At 41.0% G+C, this 18,056-nt stretch carries 12 protein-coding genes; 4 read left to right on the plus strand and 8 right to left on the minus strand.

Annotated features, from left to right (window positions below; translation table 11 throughout):
- Positions 1–73: 73 nt before the first annotated feature.
- The 3 genes from araJ to BacF7301_RS04635 all read left to right on the plus strand — a co-directional run bounded on the left by araJ (position 74) and on the right by BacF7301_RS04635 (position 7,697).
- Positions 74–1,216, plus strand: a complete 1,143-nt coding sequence (gene araJ / locus BacF7301_RS04625; RefSeq protein WP_167960665.1) for an MFS transporter AraJ — start codon at positions 74–76, stop codon at positions 1,214–1,216.
- Positions 1,217–2,708: 1,492 nt separating this feature from the next.
- Positions 2,709–6,149, plus strand: coding sequence for a bifunctional proline dehydrogenase/L-glutamate gamma-semialdehyde dehydrogenase (locus tag BacF7301_RS04630; protein ID WP_167960668.1), 3,441 nt, complete (start codon positions 2,709–2,711; stop codon positions 6,147–6,149).
- Between the two features lie 402 nt (positions 6,150–6,551).
- Positions 6,552–7,697 (plus strand): site-specific integrase, encoded by a 1,146-nt coding sequence (locus tag BacF7301_RS04635; protein ID WP_167960670.1) that lies wholly within the window; start codon positions 6,552–6,554, stop codon positions 7,695–7,697.
- A 1,082-nt stretch (positions 7,698–8,779) separates the two neighbouring features.
- Here the strand turns inward: BacF7301_RS04635 and BacF7301_RS04640 are convergent.
- The 8 genes from BacF7301_RS04640 to BacF7301_RS04675 form a co-directional block, all read right to left on the minus strand.
- Positions 8,780–9,172 (minus strand): polymorphic toxin type 44 domain-containing protein, encoded by a 393-nt coding sequence (locus BacF7301_RS04640; protein ID WP_167960672.1) that lies wholly within the window; start codon positions 9,170–9,172, stop codon positions 8,780–8,782.
- 275 nt (positions 9,173–9,447) lie between these two features.
- Complete coding sequence (locus BacF7301_RS04645; protein ID WP_167960674.1) at positions 9,448–10,026, minus strand: hypothetical protein; 579 nt, start codon at positions 10,024–10,026, stop codon at positions 9,448–9,450.
- 4 nt (positions 10,027–10,030) lie between these two features.
- A complete protein-coding gene (gene tssD / locus BacF7301_RS25810) occupies positions 10,031–11,416 on the minus strand; it encodes a type VI secretion system tube protein TssD (RefSeq protein WP_209319502.1) in 1,386 nt (461 codons plus the stop codon).
- A gap of 143 nt (positions 11,417–11,559) precedes the next feature.
- Complete coding sequence (gene mobV, locus BacF7301_RS04655; protein ID WP_167960676.1) at positions 11,560–12,915, minus strand: MobV family relaxase; 1,356 nt, start codon at positions 12,913–12,915, stop codon at positions 11,560–11,562.
- Between the two features lie 191 nt (positions 12,916–13,106).
- Entirely contained in the window at positions 13,107–14,075 is a 969-nt protein-coding gene (locus BacF7301_RS04660) for a DUF8464 domain-containing protein (protein ID WP_167960678.1), read from the minus strand.
- Positions 14,076–14,256: 181 nt separating this feature from the next.
- Positions 14,257–15,327, minus strand: coding sequence for an AAA family ATPase (locus BacF7301_RS04665; RefSeq protein WP_167960680.1), 1,071 nt, complete (start codon positions 15,325–15,327; stop codon positions 14,257–14,259).
- Between the two features lie 4 nt (positions 15,328–15,331).
- Positions 15,332–15,619, minus strand: a complete 288-nt coding sequence (locus BacF7301_RS04670) for a helix-turn-helix domain-containing protein (RefSeq protein ID WP_167960682.1) — start codon at positions 15,617–15,619, stop codon at positions 15,332–15,334.
- A gap of 129 nt (positions 15,620–15,748) precedes the next feature.
- Positions 15,749–16,672 carry a hypothetical protein gene (locus tag BacF7301_RS04675; protein ID WP_167960684.1) on the minus strand — a complete coding sequence of 308 codons (924 nt, stop codon included), beginning with the start codon at positions 16,670–16,672 and terminating at the stop codon, positions 15,749–15,751.
- A gap of 240 nt (positions 16,673–16,912) precedes the next feature.
- Here BacF7301_RS04675 and ychF point away from each other — a divergent pair, with 240 nt between their 5' ends.
- Positions 16,913–18,016, plus strand: a complete 1,104-nt coding sequence (gene ychF, locus BacF7301_RS04680) for a redox-regulated ATPase YchF (RefSeq protein ID WP_167960686.1) — start codon at positions 16,913–16,915, stop codon at positions 18,014–18,016.
- The last annotated feature ends 40 nt before the right edge of the window (positions 18,017–18,056 follow it).

Raw genomic sequence — 18,056 nt, forward strand, 5'->3', positions numbered from 1 at the left:
TTTACCTTTGCAGCCGAAAAAAGCAGCGGCAGATAATTAAGGTAAAAAGTAACAGTATCAGGTATAGTTTCGTATGAAGAAAAGTCTTATTGCATTGGCATTCGGTACGCTTGGATTAGGTATTGCCGAATTTGTAATGATGGGAATATTGCCCGACGTGGCAAAAGATTTAGGTATCAGCATCCCTATGGCGGGACATTTCATTTCAGCTTACGCCTTAGGCGTTTGTGTTGGCGCACCTGTACTGACACTGGCTCGTAAATATCCGTTGAAACATATTCTCTTAGTATTAGTTACCTTGATTATGATAGGTAATATTTGCGCGGCTATGGCTCCCAATTATTGGGTGTTGCTTGCTGCCCGCTTTATCTCCGGTCTGCCTCATGGAGCGTACTTCGGCGTGGGTTCCATTGTTGCCGAAAGACTGGCTGACAAGGGAAAAGGTTCGGAAGCTGTCTCGATTATGATTGCCGGAATGACTATTGCCAACCTTTTCGGTGTACCGCTGGGAACTTCCCTAAGCACTATGCTTTCCTGGCGTGCCACTTTCCTGTTGGTAGGTATTTGGGGAGTTGTTATCTTGTATTATATCTGGCGTTGGGTTCCTCACGTGGAAGGATTGAAAGATACAGGTTTCAAGGGACAATTCCGCTTTCTTAAAACTCCGGCGCCGTGGCTGATTCTCGGTGCTACGGCATTAGGAAATGGGGGTGTATTCTGCTGGTATAGCTATATTAATCCCATGCTGACACATGTTTCCGGTTTCTCTGCCGAAAGTATTACTCCTTTAATGATTCTTGCCGGCTTCGGAATGGTAATGGGAAATCTGATTAGCGGACGCCTCTCCGACCGTTATACTCCCGGAAAAGTGGGAACCGCTGCGCAAGCACTTATCTGCATTATGCTGTTGCTTATATTCTTCCTTTCGCCTTACAAATGGGCGGCAGCTTTGCTAATGTGTCTTTGTACGGCAGGGCTGTTTGCCGTATCCAGCCCTGAACAAATATTGATTATCCGTGTATCAAAAGGCGGTGAGATGTTGGGAGCCGCTTGCGTACAGGTTGCATTCAACTTGGGAAATGCTATCGGTGCTTATGCAGGCGGATTAGCTGTCAGTGAAGGCTATCGTTATCCTGCCCTCACGGGTGTTCCTTTCGCACTGATTGGGTTTACTCTGTTCCTGATTTTCTATAAGAAATATCAAGCCAAATACTAATATTCTCGAAACGGTTATACCCGAAAAAAAGAAAATCAAGCTATTGAATGAAAAAAGAAAGTGCCGGACGGCTATTGATTCAATAATTTCTTATCTTTGCATGGTCGTAGCGCGACATGTATTTACATTTTGAATAAAAAAGCGTTTAGCTGGTTTCTGTGCAAATGAAAAGTCGAAATTATCAAGCACACATGAAAACAGACGAATGCTCCCTGCACAATAGGCGGGGGGTGTTTCCTGTTTGTGTGCAAGGGCTTCGACTCCCTCATTTGCGGATAGGTAAATACCCTTCCGCTTTTTTTATGTCTATACGTTTGCAAAAGGTACGAGACACAGTCTTGTAATAACTATACAGACAAGTAAAATCAGACGGGGCGTCTGACGGCTATAAAGTCGAAAACGCAACATTCAGGTGTTGCTACTTGCCTTTTACGAAATTTTATCAAGGCTTAGCGAGACCTGAAGGGGAGCAAATGGATTTATCCGGCTGTTCCCCTTATTTTTGTAAATTCCATTAGAAACGAGATTGAGTACACTTTAATCCAGTCTGTTCCTCTTTAGCTGAAAGATTCATTTTGGGCGCTGGAATGAGCCAAATATCTACTTCATCTTCTGTTCTACAATAAGTTGAAAACGTCAAAACATCTTACACCTTGCACTTTTGCTGTTTATATGCTTGATATATAGAAAATTATGCGAGTGCAAGATAGGGTTGCAGATAGTGTAAGATACCTTTTATCTTGCACTGTTGTTTCTTCTGTGATTACCACATAGATTATTTCCTGTTGGTGCATAGTTTGTTTTGTTTCAAGTACAGTTCAATTTTGTTTCAAGCGCTTGAAACAAAGTGTTTATAGGCTCGAAACAATCTGTTCAAAGGCTTGAAACACTTTGTTTCCCTATAGCAAACACTTTGTTTCAAGGCATAAAACAGATTGTTCGCAGGCATGAACAAGTCATTCTATGCATAGATTCAGAAAATTACTACGTACCTTTTTGAAATTATAGAGGTGCTTTTTGAACTTCACACTGAGTGTAAGATAAAGGTATCTTACACTATCTGCAACCCTATCTTGCACTTACTCAATTCACATTATATCAGATAGATAAATAGCAAAAGTGTAAGGTGCAAGATAATTGTGCATTTAAACTTTATAGTAGAAAAGGATTGGGCTGAATTAGCCCATTAGAGTATTGAAAGGAATATCTTTTGAAATTCGAATTTAGCGCAGTTGCATTTTCTTCTCCTTTTTACTTGAAAATCAACAATTTATTTTTATCTTTGTGATAAGTGTAAGCCTTTCGTTTCTAATAACTCTAAAAAACGACGAATATGAAACAACAGTATCTGTTCGACCGCTTCTCGCAGCAAGCGTTGCAAACCCTGCATCGCTACCGTGCTGTTATGTTCAGCCCCACCTTCCGTGATATGTAAATTGCAATTTGAGATTCTTTTTTCTTATTTTCCACAATCTACATAATTCAGATTCTTATGGACAAACAATTTCAACCAACCCTTACCGAAGTACAGGATTGGGTAGTCAAACTGTATAACACCTGTGAGCAAACTATCACGGAAGCCGAACGCCGGGAACAGCATAAATACGCCGTCATGGTGCAACGTCCGCAGGACAAGAAGTTCCTGGTCAAGATGCTTGACGAATCCTCGCAAATCCGTGACCGGAAGATACTCGCCAAACGCATCAAGACTCTTCTCGACCAATACGGCGTACCCGAATTTCTGAATAAACGGGATGCTTTCCTCTTCAAAATGTATCAGGCATTCGGCTATCATTTCGACTTTATCGCTATCCCGATTATCAAAAAGCGTTTGCGCATGGATACCTCGCAAGTCATCATCAATGAGGAACGTCCGCAACTCACAAAGCATCTGGCTACCCGTGCACAAGAGAAAATCGGGCAGAACGTAAATCTGCTGGGTGAAGTAGTGCTTGGCAACGGGGAAGCCGACCATCGTTACCACCATTATTTAGAAGCGCTGGAATCACCCGATATTAATTATATCTCTGTGAAAATATCGGGAATATACGCTCAGACCCATGCCCTGAATTATGAGGAAAGTTTTCCTGAACTCGTCTCACGAATGTCTGCGCTTTATCAGAAGGCTATTGATTTTCCGTATATAGACGAAACCGGAGCAAAACAGTCCAAATTCATCAATCTGGACATGGAAGAATACAAAGACGCGCATTTCACATTGCGTCTTTTCAAGACTGTGCTTAGTTTGCCACAGTTTAAGAATTACTCTGCGGGAATCGTCGTTCAAGCTTATCTGCCGGATGCCCATGATTTCCAGACGGAATTGTTGGAATTTGCCAAAGCCCGCATAGCGGAAGGCGGTGCTCCTATCAAGATGCGCCTTGTAAAAGGCTGTAACCTGGAGATGGAAACGGTTATTTCTTCCCTGAGAGGTTGGCCGAATCCGATTCTCCCTTCCAAGACGGAAGTGGACGCCAACTATCTGCACCTGTTGGAACGGGCATTGATGCCCGAAAATGCCAAGGCATTGCATCTTGGCGTAGCTTCTCATAATCTGTTCTCTATCGCTTACGCTTATTTGTCAGCTCAGAAGTACGGCACAGCCGAATATATGACATTTGAAATGCTGGAAGGAATGGCCAATCATCTATGGCGTGCCCAGTCTATGCTTGGCAATCGGGTGATTCTCTATACCCCGGTGGTAAAGAACGAGCATTTCCTGAATGCAGTTTCTTATCTTGTCCGCCGGATGGATGAAAACACGGCACCTGACAACTTCCTGACTCACTCTTTCAATCTGAAACCGAATACGAAAGAATGGGATTTCCTTGCGAAGCAGTTTGAAGATGCGTATGCGATGAAAGATACTATTACTCATGTATCGCCACGTATCCAGAATCGTAATCTTCCTTATACTCCCGTCGCGCCGTCGGATATGATGAAGAATGAACCGGATACGGATTTCGATTTGTCACAGAATCAGGAATGGGTACGTCGTATCTTCGCCAAATGGAAGAAAAACGGCACGGAAGAACCGGAAATTATTCCGTTACAGATAGGTGCGGAAACGGTAGTATGCGAAAGCCGTTATAAATACCTCGACCGTTGCCAGAATGATGAAGTCTGTATCTGTGAAATGTCACAAGCGGACAGTGGGCAAGTGGAAAAGATTATCGGGATTGCAGAAGCAGACCCTGCCGGATGGAGAAAGACTACACTGGAAGAACGGCATCGGATTATGTACGAAGCATCCAACCGGTTGGCAGACATGAGGGGCGACCTGATAGGTTGTATGTGTGCCGTGACGGGTAAAACGGTGATTGAGGGTGATGTGGAAGTTTCGGAAGCGGTAGATTATGCCCGTTTCTATACGACGGCGATGAAGAAGTTTGCCGTATTGGATGATATAGAGATGAAGCCGAAGGGAACGATATTGGTTATTTCTCCCTGGAATTTTCCTTGCGCTATCCCCGTAGGTGGTATAGTAGCGGGATTGGCAGGCGGAAACACGGTTATCCTGAAACCTGCTACTGTGGCAGCTCCGGTTGCCTGGATGTTTGCCAAGGCATTTTGGGAGGCAGGAGTGCCCAAAGAAGCATTACAGGTCATCATTACCAATCGGGAAGCACTGAAAGTACTGACTACTGCTCCCGCCATCAAGCATATTATCCTGACAGGCGGCACAGATACCGCCCAAAATATCGCGAAGACTGCTCCGGCAACTCCCCTATCCGCAGAAACCGGTGGCAAAAACGCCATTATCCTCACGGCATCGGGCGACCGCGACCATGCTATCATGAATACCGTCGCTTCCGCCTTCGGCAATGCCGGACAGAAATGTTCCGCCTGCTCACTGTTGTTGGTAGAACGCTCGGTCTACGAAGATGAGAACTTCCAAAGCAAACTGAAAGATGCGGCAACAAGTCTGAAAACAGGCAGTGTCTGGAATGCCGGAAATGTGGTAGGCCCGATGATTACCAACAAGAATGACAAACTGCTGAAAGCCTTTAAACTCAAACCGGGAGAGTCGTGGCTGGTTCCACCCCGCTTTATCGACGAGAAAGAATATATATTGGCTCCCACCGTAAAATGGGGAGTAAAATCGGGGAGCTTCTCTTTCTGCACCGAGTTATTCGGCCCGCTACTAAGTGTCGGCTGCATTGATAGTCTCGAAGAAGGTATTGACCTGGTCAATGACCTGTACTACGGATTAACTTCAGGATTGCAGAGCCTCGACGAAGCTGAACAAAAACTGTGGAAGGACACCCTATCGGCAGGAAACCTGTATATCAACCGGGGAATTACGGGAGCAATCGTCAACCGTCAGCCATTCGGCGGAATGAATATGTCCGCTTTTGGTGGCGGCCTCAAAGCGGGCGGCCCCAATTATTGCACTTGCTTTGTAGAAATCACAGACAAGCCGGACAGCAAGACTGATTATAAACAAAGCTACGAGAAAGCCTGGCAGGAAGAATTCTCAAAAGCCAAAGACATCAACAAGCTATACGGGGAACAGAATCTTTTCCGTTATCTGCCTCTGTATGAAATGATTCTGCGTCTATTCCCGGAGGATACGGACGAGGAAGCATTGATGATTGCCTATGCGGCAAAGACCTGCGGAACACCGCTCGCCATCAGCTTCGACCCGACAGACAACCGTAGCGCCGCACTTGCCGAAGCCGGTTGCAAACTAAGGGAAGAGTCAATGGAGAAATTTCTGGAAGTGATGATAGATTATGCAAGAATACGGACTTGTTCGCCCAATATTCCCAAAGAAATGTATGAAGTGGCTGCGGAATATGATATGTACATTGCGACAGCACCGCCCGTTAAGCAAGGACGCATCGAGTTGCTGCACTATATCCAGGAACAAAGCATCTCTTTCGAATACCACCGGTACGGTAGTATTTCCGAAGTGCCGCCTTGTGAGTAGTAATGAAATGAATACTTTCTCCCCTTATTCTTCCGGCTTAACTTTCCGATAGGAAGTAGCCGGGAATAAGGGGAAAAGACAGAAAGTGCACCAAGTTTCCTTTATTAGTTCAAAAATGATTATCTTTGCAAACTTAAATGAGCAACTTGGTAACAAAAGTAATAATAGATTAATATGGCATTGCAATGTGGAATAATGGTAATGCCATATTCAAAATAACAAAAGAGTAACAAAAGAATATAAATATACTATATATCAACATATTACATTCATTTATCATTTTCTGTTGTTACTTCATTTTTCCCTTCCTCACCCTTGTTTCTTGTTACTTCTGTTACTCGTTTGTTACTCAAAAACAAAAATATTTTCTATCTTTGCTACTGTATCAAACAAGAATTAACCATGAGCAAAGAAGTGAAAATAAAAGAGCCAATCCGTATCAGAACCAAGAAACTGAACAATGGAAATGAATCTATTTACTTGGACATCTATGTAGATGGAAAAAGAAACTATGAATTTCTAAAACTCTATCTTGTTCCAGAAAAAGACCGTGCAACCAAGAACCGTAATGCGGAAACCATGAAATTGGCAAACGCCATCAAAGCTCAAAAAATCGTTGAGATACAAAATAACCGCTATGGCTTCAGCAACAGTAAAAATAAGTCAAACATCAAGTTGATTGACTATATCCAGTACATAGCTGATAAAGATGTAGAAAAGACAGGCAGAAAGGTCACCTCTAATACCCTTATTCATCATTTGCAGCGATACGATAAGACAGGGATTACATTTAAACAACTTGACAAGGAATACATTATTGGTTTTGTCGAATATCTAAAAACAGCTAAACAGCAACATTGTAAGAAAGAAAAATATGTAAGCCCAAATACACGTGCCCACTACTACAAGATGCTTCGCTATTGCATCAATTATGCTGTAACAGAAGATATTTTACCTGCTAATCCTATGGATAAAATAAAATTGGAAGATAAGCCTAAGCAAGTACAAGCCAAGCGAGAATTTCTCACCATAGACGAGTTGAAAATTTTGGTAAAAACAGATTTCCGCAATAACACGGTAAAACGAGCTTTCCTCTTCTGCTGTTTTTGTGGTATTCGCCATTGCGATGTAGCTGCCTTAACATGGGGTGACTTAAAGGAAGACAGTGAAGGAAAATATACCCTCAATATGGTACAGCAAAAAACTAAAATAGCAATCTCAATACCACTAAGTGGTGAAGCAGTAAAACAACTGCCTCCTAAAGGCAATGCAAAGCCCACAGACAAAGTTTTCGCTGATTTAATATCATTGGGCAGAACAAATGAAATATTGCCAAAATGGGCAGAAAGTGCAGGAATAGACAAACATCTTACATTCCATGTCTCAAGACATACCCATGCAACCATGATGATTACACTTGGAGCAGATTTATATACTGTATCAAAATTACTTGGACATACAAATATTCAAGTTACGCAAATATATGCTAAGATTGTGGATGAAAGCAAAAAAAAGGCAATAGCCCTAATACCTTCATTTACAGATTAATTCAAAATGATACTTGCGAAAAGAGAAAATCTTTTTCTTTTCGCAAGCTCCTATATTTTGCCATATATTATATACCATTCGGTGTATAAATTTGATTATCAACAAATAAGCCCACAAATCACTAATAGCGGGTAACAAAATAGTAACAAAAAAAACGAAGAAATTCGCTTAATGGTGGGCTTCATGTGCAAAGGTAACAAAAGACACCCAACCACAAAAACAAAACTGGCGAAAAGAGAAATAGTCTTTTTCTTTTCGCCAGCATATATATTTTGCTGTCAATAGGTATAGGTTTAGTCCGTTTTGGATATATAAACAAAGGGACGTACTAAACTTAGAATACGAATATTTGCTAATGTTTGGCGGATGATCGACCTTTCAGGGACGATTTATCTGTGTGTTAAATATGCAAACGACTTTATTTCTATCTAAACATCTAATTATTAGTTATATATATAAATCAAAACATTGAATTGTATTTTCTTAAACATGCAATTTGCATACAAATTAGGCGATTTTAGAAAAATAGAAGTGCAGATTTTCAATTATAAGAGCAAGGATAAGTGGTAAACTTTTGTATCTATTTTCTCTTTTTCTGCACTTGAACAAAGGTACGAAATAATACTGGCGAAAAGAAAAACATTTTTTTTCTTTTTCGCCAGTACCTATTTTACTATAATACCATTTATATCCTCTCAATCAGATCCATCTAATCTTGTTCCTGATTCTTCCGCCAAAAATATCTTTTAAACTTATGACTTTTATAGTAGCCATTTTCGTCCAAAAACACATCCAGTTTCCAGAAATCCATATCTTCTTTCATTAATAAAATATTATGATTTTTAGTAAAGAAGGCTATCTCGTCTTTTCCATCCCAATTCCAAATATGCGGCAGCCTATATTGTGAAATATGATTTTTTATATACAATTTGTCAATACTTCCACTAAACGTGGATACTTTTCCCAAGTAACCGGATTCCTTATAGGTATGAAAAATGACGGTTGGTCGAGATTCCTGATACAGGTAAACAGATAATACGAGTAGCATCAGGATGGATAACCACAGTTTTTTTTATGTTGTCTTATTTTTCTAAACATACGTATTTCCTTTTACTTTCTGTCATCATTGAAGAATCGAGAGCATTTAAAATATCTTGAGCGGTCAAACCTTCGGCGTATCTTCCGTACTTGTAATAAAGAGCGAACCCTATTTTTATAGAAGTCTTATCATCACCTGTATCTTCCGCATTTTCACCAGAACTGTCGATTACTTGAGCTAAATCTGCACCACCCAACAGTGTCTTTTCATCAAATCCGACACTTAACCCGACATATCCGTAATGAATAATTAACCAAACATCATAATAATAGTCATAGTCTTTATATTTGTGCCAATAACTTCTATGTGCAATATGTTCAGCAAACTTTTGAGCAAAACATCCTTTAGGTGATATGAGTTCTTTTTTTGAATGCAAGCTGTAATATCTAATACATGTTCTCCGTTATTGGTTAATTGCCCTCCAATATTACATTCCCAAAAATAAACTTTTGCAGAATCGCTGAAAGCTTCTGATTTAAGATTTATCAATTCATTATCTTCTGAACTATCAAAACATCTGTCTTTATGAATATCTACTCACCTAAGATCTCTTCCTGAATCTTATTTTTTAGCGTCCCAATCGATAAATCTATCCATTCTTGAATGGGAGATGGATGCGAAAGAATAGTTATTCATTCCTATTGTATTTCCCTAATTGACGTTGCACGAATCCCAAGAAGTTTTAAGTTCACCGCTAGGAAAATACCTTTCATCTGTTTCATCCAGAAAAATACGTAAGCTGTCTTTTGGAATAAGCATTTCATCTGATTCATTTATCTTCCAAGACATTCTAACAAAGAAAATCTTACAATAAATAGTATCATTCACATTTATAAGTTCGTCTTTGGGTAGAGAAAGAGCAAAGGCGGCATCATAATAATATTTCCCTTTTCCTCCCTGTACTTTTTCTACAGATACCGTGTTTATTATCCCTTCTTCTCTCGAATCATTACTGTCAAACAAATCACAATAATGAAACCCCTGCCTTTGAGCAGATGCATATAATAAAAGTACTTTTGTATCAGGATCACATTTTTCAAGATCCGCATCTGATGAAAACCTGAGAATATAATAATAGGGATATGACATTTCCGGAAATAAAATAGTGTCTTGCGCTATAGGATGTCTTATACTTACAAATTCCAGTTTAGGAATTTGAACCAAATTGCTGCAACCAATAGCTAACAGTGCTAGAAAAAACAGACTGATAAAAGTGTATTTAGTAGGCATTACATTATTGTTTTTTCGTTATATATTCTTTTAACAACTGGAATGCAGATTTACCCTGACAAATATTTTCATTAAACATTCGCCTGACTTCCCTATGATGCGCTTTCGATATATAATTTACATCTGGTCCTGTCTCGGGAATCCACCTTTCTCCAAAGTCCGCTATTACATCCGAAGAATCATCTTTGTTAGGCATAGCTGAAATATTTATCCAGAAATCTGCTTTGGGGGTCGGAATTTCATAATGTATATCTGATGCTGCCCATACCATTGCTCCTTTGCCAACCGGATCTAAAGTTATTAGCATTTCAATATGAAATCCTTTATCTGTTAGTATTTGTGACAAATGAGCTCCGTTCCATCCCCCTAGACTATGACCTATTATGTATACGGGTGTTTTAGTCGAGCCAATGTATGTGCATAATCCGGCAACATGTTCATCCCGAAAAACTTCTTCATAACCAAAATATAATGTGTAGTGTTCTATAGATTTCACCGACTTTACCCAGTTTAAATAGGGTGTCGCAGCACCATCTTTTATTAGCTCGGTAGGACTTATCGTATAATAGCTATTTTTGTCAGCAGCACCTCCAATAAAAAGCGTTACGATTCTTTTCTTTACAATTGTTATGGCAGATACTTTTTTCGTCTCTTGTTTTAAATAAGGCATCACGGCAATTTCTTCTCCTGCCCAGTCTTCCTTTATAAATAAGTCCAGCACCTCACCAGTTCCATTCTGAACCTCCTTTTTACCATTCACTTCAACGATCCATTTTACCCGTTTGCGGTCATTCTCACTAACATTGGATAAATTATATCCAGTGACTTGGTATCTAATTTTGTCAGAAGGTAGAGCAGTGTCTTTTCCTTTTACAGAAGTCACCAATAACAAAGGTGGTGAATAGTTTACTACTTTTGTGGGAGTTTTTTCCTCCTCCTTGTATTCTTCCCACCAAAATCCATAAGTAGTCTTAATTCTTCTGTCCAGTCTGATAGTCCTATTAATATCCAGCCGTGTGGGGGATATGAGAAAGTGGGTAATCATGGGGCTGCTTCCTGTCGCATTCATGGTTTCGCCATAGCAACTAATATACGCTTCATCAAAAACGAGCTCTCTAAGCATCATATCGTCTTTGGTGTGTCGTATTCTTCCCGAAACGGGAACGGGTTCCGCACGGAAAAAGAAACTGGGGCGAGGTTTGTTCATATCAACAAGCATCATGTCCAGAATGGAACTATCCCCGTTTGATTCCATTTCTATATATATACTTCCGTCTAATACTCCCGTAGTAGGTCTGCCTTTGAGGTCTGTGTTACGGGAAAAACGATAATTATACCTTAATATATCCCGTCTATATCCGTTTATTTCTAAGGTTATTTCTGAATACATGGCTTTTGTTTTTTATAATGTTTGATATGATTCCCAAACATATAAAAAAATCAGGAAGAAAGATGTTTTTTGAACTGCTTTTTAGTGTCTACATGTTCAAAAGCATAAATATCCGCCTTCCTGTAAAAATGCCATGCAATATTCTATATTTTCATTCCACTTTTTAATTTCTGTTTGGGCTGCATGTTCCGGCAGAGTTTGTTAAACTGCTCCTTGAACCAGTCGGAAATACTTTGTCCGTTGATGTGCAGGAACAACTTGTTCCTATCCACGTCCGTATTTTTAAACACCTGTGCCGTGACCTTCTCCGCCTTGAAGTTCCGCCTGTGTTCTTCCGAATAAAGCGTGCCGCTGTATTCTATCCTCTCCCCGCACATCAGTTTTGCGGTCTGTTCAGCCGAGAACCCCACGACACGGCACAGCTTTTCCATACGGAAAAGTTCTTTGAGTTGCGGCAACCACGCACATGCCTTCTCAATCATCCGTGCCAGCCGTGAAACCTGCTTTTGGGTTTCGTCCAGTTCCCGGATGTGCTTTCCCTGTACTTCCGTGAGTTCCCTGCGGGATTGCTCCCGTTGCTCCCGCATCATGGCGTGGAGCTTCACTATACTTTCGTCACGGCTGGCGACTTCTTCATGCAGTTGCCTGTTCTCCTGTTTGAGTTCCTTGATTTCCCCACTGCCCAAAAGAGAACCTACCTTTGCGATAAGTGCGGTTTTGGCTTCGGTCTTGACCGCTTCCAGCTTTTGCGTGCCTATTTCTCTTTTGACCTGTTTTAGCTGCATATCCGCATCTTTCTTCTCGCTTTGAAGTTGTTGTACATCCGTTTCAAGTTCGCCCGTCTGCCGCTTCAAATCACGGTAATACTGGGCGGTGGTGACATGCCTTGCTTCCGAGCCACGCACGCCACGCTGCAAACCGTATTTCTCCATAACTTTGGCGTAGTCGTCATGGTAGCCTGTCAGCTTGTCACGGTTCAGCACGTCATCGGCGCACAGCCGGGCTGCATCCGCTTTCTTCCGGTAAGTGCGCCCGCCCTGCGTCTGCTTCTTCTGTTTCGCCTTTCTGCGCTCGCCCGTCACGACCGGTACAAGCGTGGCGTGTATGTGCGGTGTGGTTTCATCCATGTGCAGGACTGCGGAAACGATGTTTTCCCGTCCAAAAGTCTTGTACAGCCACCTCATACTGTCATTGCACCATTCATCCATACGCCCGTCTTGCTGTATCTTCATCATATCCCCGTGCGTTCCCGACATCATGACACGAATAGCTCTTACTTGGTCAGAGGTAATCTTCCGTTTGATACCTGCCGACCTGATGCGGTGTGCTATCGCTTCATCACGTACCGTCACCCCTTCGGGAAGTTCCACCAGTTCACGATTAAGATGTGTACGTGTGGAATCCACATTCGAGGCTATCACCCTGCGCTCGATGTGGTCGGACATCCGGGCGTCCGACGCTCCCTTCGCTTTCTTGAAATCAAGGGTAAAATATCCCATGTTGAAATTCGTTTTTTGTTAGACAATTCCGATTGCCCTGCATACCTGCCGCATGGCTCACGGGGTTTCAAAAGGGGCTTTGCCCCTTTGCTCGATAGGGTGTTTTTAGCGGTGCTTGCACTGCGTTAAGAAAACGCCCTATTGAGCTATGGCTTTTCTTTACTTAAAAGCCTGTGAGGAGCGTACGGCAGTTACATCCTAAAACCTTTGCTTTTCTTCTTGGCTAGTTGCTGAACCTGCCTTTCGGTCTGTTTGGTCGGCTTTGGAAGCTCTAACGGCTGCAACATTTTTTTGCTCGTAAGGTAGTCGTTCAAATCCTTATAGTTACTGTAGATACGAGAAGAATCACGGACACGATAGCCGTATTCCCGATGCAATTCCTGCACGGCTTTCATTCCTGCCGCATCGTTATCGAAAAAGCAATGTATATGCTCATAATTCCCTAACGGGTACAATGCTTTGGATAGATTGGAAACGGAGTTCAAAATAATATAGTCCTGCTTGTCAAGGTCGGGGTTAGTGGGACAAGACTTCTGCCGTAGGGTCAGGAAAGAAAGATAATCTATAAACCCCTCGAACATATAGCAGGTTTCTCTCGGCTCTCCCGTCTGCCGTATATATGTGATGTCTTTGGGGGCGATACAGCCTTTAAAATACTTATTGCGCACCTCGTACCCACCCGAAGCATTCGGAAAACCAACGGCAAAGAACTGTTTGCCGTTATTCACAAAACGAACTTCCTTACATTCTCTTTTTGCCAGTTCCATATTTATTCCTCTCTCCTGCAAGTAAGAATACAAGGCAGGAGAAGAAAGCGGCATAACTTCCAACTGCTGAAAGCTCGGCTGTGTAGAGGATTGCTGCTGAAAAGAAAAAGAAACAGGACGGACATGTAATACCTGCTGCGCAATCTTATCCAAAAGGTACGGCACGCTGTCAGATGCGTAAAGTTCTTGCGCCAGTGCAATGATATTGCCACCTTTACCTAATCCGAAATCATACCACAAATTGCGGTCAGGATTCACTTTGAAAGAAGGTTCTTTTTCTTCTCTGAATGGTGAGTTATACCATAGGCTATTACCTTGTTTCTTTACAGGGTGGTAGCCTAAACTTTGCAGATAGTCTGCTAATTGAATATTTTTTGCTGTATGTATATCCATTTGATTATTCATTTTGTAAGTTAATTGATTGTTTAACCGTTTAGTTAACCAAACAGCTAAACGGTTTCAAGTGGAAGCTTGGTTTAGTTCTCCAATATACACACCCGAAACAAACCAGACTTGTTTAAAACTGATCCGGTTTGTTCCAGCTATATATACACCTAAACCAAAATAAACTTGCTTAGTAGTGGAAATTTGGGTTGTACTTATATCCCCTGCCCTCTTTAACTATCATCCGCTTATTTTTAAGAAAGGTATTCAAGTTCACAAGAACATTTTTTCCTCTCGTAAAGCCAATGCTGGCGTAACCGTCTTTCAATGCCTTTATCACATTGGTATACCCCTCTATTACAAGTGTTCCAAAGGCTTTTTCCAGTGCCTGTCGGTGCTGTTGTTCTGTTAGCTCCGTCAATGAAAACCCTCGTTCTTGTTTACTACGCTCAAAAGCATAGTCCTTTACAACTTCGGGCAAAGCATCATCATTAATGCGAAATGCAAACGGTTCAAAGTCTTTATCACGGATGTGCATTGCTTTTACCTCACTAATATTCACATCTTGGCTACTCTTTGTTATCTGCAATACAGTTTCCGCCTTATTATTGAGTTCCGTTCCGATATGCCCTCGTGTATTGTCATCTCCCTTGTTTAAATGCAGCACGGTGTGAATATGTAAGTTATATTCACCCGACCACTTCATAAAAAGGTTGATTAGTTCGGATGATTCGCTGGGGCTATTAATATCATACATCAAATCACGAATGCCGTCTATGATAACAAGTCCTATATCTTCCATATTCTTAAGCATGTAGTCTATTATCAGTTTCCGCATGGTAGGTGTATATTCTCTCAATACAATAAAGATAAAGTCCTTATTATCCTTATCGGTGGGAATATCAGCCAGTCGACAAATACGCTCCATCACCTTATGACAATGGTATTTGCTCTGCTCTGTATCTATGTACAAGATTTTACGCTTGTTCTCAGGTAGACATGCCGAGTACTGGAGTACTTCATCATTTTTCAAGGCTGCTGCCACGATAGCAGATATATTGAAAGTCTTCTTACTCTTGGCTTTACCTGTCGAAGCGCTAAAATTTCCCAGTGTACCGATAGTTGAACCGTTTACCCAAAGTATTTCAGGCGGCACATCGTAAGTGTCGGTTACCTTCAAATGAATGGTTTTCCAAAGGATTGCAAAATCTTCTTTGCTCATGTCCTTCTTCTTTTCCCCTGTCCCAATCTTATTTTCCATAGCTTTACTTTTTTAAAGGACGGTTTAGGGTATAGGCTTGCGCTTCCTGCTCAATTTGCGCCTGTGTCTTAACAGGATTCTGTCGAAGCCATGTTTCCAACTCTGCCTTTTCAAAATAAAGCATCTTGCCTTGCGGCTTATAATGAGGTATCAGGTTACCCGAAGTCAATTTATAAAGGTAACTCTTGGATAGGTGAAGGAACATACTTGCTTCATCGAAACTAAGTACATTCTTACATAAAAAAATCTGTTGTTCGAGTTCTGCAACTCGTGTTTCAATACTTTTCTCCATACAATCAGGAATTAGAAATTAAATGATATGGAGTGCATGCCCTCCGTGTCTTGTAGTCGATTACGGGGGCAAATGTATTGAATATAAGGTTGATAGAGGATTGACTATGTTTGAGGTATCAACCTATTCTCAAAGTTTTTTCACTTGTTTGAGGTATCTTTCTATGGTTGCGTATTTTCCCCTAATTTCTATGTCCTTTACACTATTGGCTGCAGAAGATAAATCACTCTGATTAAGATAATTATCTTTCTGTGAGGAAATAAAAAGCTGATTATTAGCAATTACGGATTGCCAATTAGGTGTTATCAAATCTCTATAGTATAACCCTGAAAATAAATAGGCTAAATGTCTGTTATTCTTCGACTTTAGAATTGCATTAGGCTTACAGGCAAGTATGGCTTTGAAATCGTCAATAGACACAGAAGCATTAAACAATTTAACCTCATTGATACATTCTACTAAAAGTGTCATTTGTCCATCATTCAAAACCGATTCAAACGGGTTTTCATCATCGGTAACAGGTCGTACTACCTTCTGAGGTTGTATTATTGGTTGTTCTTGTTCTACGTTAATCTCTTCCTGTGATTGCTCTACTACTATTTGCGGTTCTTCTTCTTTCTTTTCTCGCAAGTAAGCCAAATATTTCTCTAAAACAATAGCTCTTACTACTACGGAAAAATATGGCAACTCTTCGTCATAAGCCGTATTATCCTGTTCGTATTGGGAATACTCAAATGAGGTAACAGAAAACGTGAGATATTTTCTTTTTTCATCAGGTTTAATAGATTCATAAAATCCGCTTTCCCAAAAGAAGTTATGTATGAAATAACAACGCTGTATCTCACTTAGTACAGAATAACGCATATATAAACTCGCTAATTCATCAGCGATACGAATATATTCTTGTCGTTCCAATTTTTCCATCTCCTCCGCATTTAGATATTTGGATTTCATATAAATGCTCCTTTCTAAAGTTTCATAGGCATGGTTAATGCAACGGTCAAATAATCTTTGTATATTATCAAATTTAGCTTTAAACTCTGTATCTATCATAATATTCTCTGTTTTCATTAATGTGAGCAAAGATAACGATTCCGCTTAAAAACTAATAATAGCCAAAAGAGAAAGTATAAGAAGATAACCACATTAGCCTAAAATTGATTATCTTTGCACACCAAAACGAGGTGAAAGGAGCAATTATTCTTTTTTAACTTTATATTGTTACCATTTTGTTACTCGTTCATTTTACAACGATACATAACTAATTGATAATAAGAAATATAATATATAATTATGGCTTTACAATGTGGTATTGTAGGACTACCGAACGTGGGTAAGTCAACACTTTTCAACTGTTTGTCGAACGCAAAAGCACAAGCGGCAAACTTCCCTTTCTGTACAATTGAACCGAATGTAGGTGTAATCACCGTTCCCGACGAACGTCTGAACGCGCTGGCTGAATTGGTACATCCCCAAAGAATCGTCCCTACAACAGTAGAAATCGTAGATATCGCCGGACTGGTGAAAGGCGCAAGCAAAGGTGAAGGACTGGGAAACAAGTTCCTTGCCAATATCCGTGAGACGGATGCAATCATCCACGTACTTCGTTGCTTTGACGATGAAAACGTGACACACGTAGACGGAAGCATAAATCCTGTCCGCGACAAAGAAATCATCGACTACGAACTTCAATTGAAGGATTTGGAAACCATCGAAAGCCGCATCCAAAAGGTGCAGAAACAAGCACAGACTGGTGGTGACAAGGCTGCAAAACAGGCTTACGATGTACTGGTTCAATACAAAGAAGCCTTAGAACAGGGCAAATCGGCACGTACCGTCACTTTCGAAACGAAAGACGAACAGAAGATTGCCCGTGAACTGTTCTTATTGACCAGCAAGCCGGTGATGTACGTTTGTAACGTAGACGAAGCAAGCGCAGTAAACGGAAACAAATACGTAGATATGGTACGTGAAGCCGTGAAAGACGAGAATGCAGAAATCCTGGTTGTCGCAGCCAAGACAGAAGCGGATATCGCCGAACTGGAAACGTACGAAGACCGTCAGATGTTCCTTGCCGAGGTAGGTTTGGAAGAATCGGGCGTGGCACGTCTTATCAAATCAGCTTATAAATTATTGAATCTTGAAACTTACTTCACAGCCGGCGTACAGGAAGTACGTGCCTGGACTTACGAAAAAGGTTGGAAAGCTCCGCAATGCGCAGGTGTTATCCACACCGATTTTGAGAAAGGCTTTATCCGTGCGGAAGTTATCAAATACGAAGATTATATCCAGTACGGTTCGGAAGCAGCCGTGAAGGAAGCCGGTAAACTGGGTGTGGAAGGAAAAGAATATGTCGTACAGGATGGCGACATCATGCATTTCCGTTTCAACGTGTGATTATCGGTAATCATCAACGACTTATTAATTACTAATTCGC

Origin of the sequence: Bacteroides faecium (genome assembly GCF_012113595.1) — a bacterium.
GTDB classification, from domain to species: Bacteria; Bacteroidota; Bacteroidia; order Bacteroidales; family Bacteroidaceae; genus Bacteroides; species Bacteroides faecium.

Bases quoted from the DNA above. Each gene is read 5' to 3' on its own strand.
- BacF7301_RS04645 (WP_167960674.1), bottom strand. From the start codon at position 10,026: ATGCCTACTAAATACACTTTTATCAGTCTGTTTTTTCTAGCACTGTTA.
- BacF7301_RS04635 (WP_167960670.1), top strand. From the start codon at position 6,552: ATGAGCAAAGAAGTGAAAATAAAAGAGCCAATCCGTATCAGAACCAAG.
- BacF7301_RS04670 (WP_167960682.1), bottom strand. From the start codon at position 15,619: ATGGAGAAAAGTATTGAAACACGAGTTGCAGAACTCGAACAACAGATT.
- araJ (WP_167960665.1), top strand. From the start codon at position 74: ATGAAGAAAAGTCTTATTGCATTGGCATTCGGTACGCTTGGATTAGGT.
- tssD (WP_209319502.1), bottom strand. From the start codon at position 11,416: ATGTATTCAGAAATAACCTTAGAAATAAACGGATATAGACGGGATATA.
- BacF7301_RS04630 (WP_167960668.1), top strand. From the start codon at position 2,709: ATGGACAAACAATTTCAACCAACCCTTACCGAAGTACAGGATTGGGTA.
- mobV (WP_167960676.1), bottom strand. From the start codon at position 12,915: ATGGGATATTTTACCCTTGATTTCAAGAAAGCGAAGGGAGCGTCGGAC.
- BacF7301_RS04660 (WP_167960678.1), bottom strand. From the start codon at position 14,075: ATGGATATACATACAGCAAAAAATATTCAATTAGCAGACTATCTGCAA.
- BacF7301_RS04675 (WP_167960684.1), bottom strand. From the start codon at position 16,672: ATGATAGATACAGAGTTTAAAGCTAAATTTGATAATATACAAAGATTA.
- BacF7301_RS04665 (WP_167960680.1), bottom strand. From the start codon at position 15,327: ATGGAAAATAAGATTGGGACAGGGGAAAAGAAGAAGGACATGAGCAAA.
- ychF (WP_167960686.1), top strand. From the start codon at position 16,913: ATGGCTTTACAATGTGGTATTGTAGGACTACCGAACGTGGGTAAGTCA.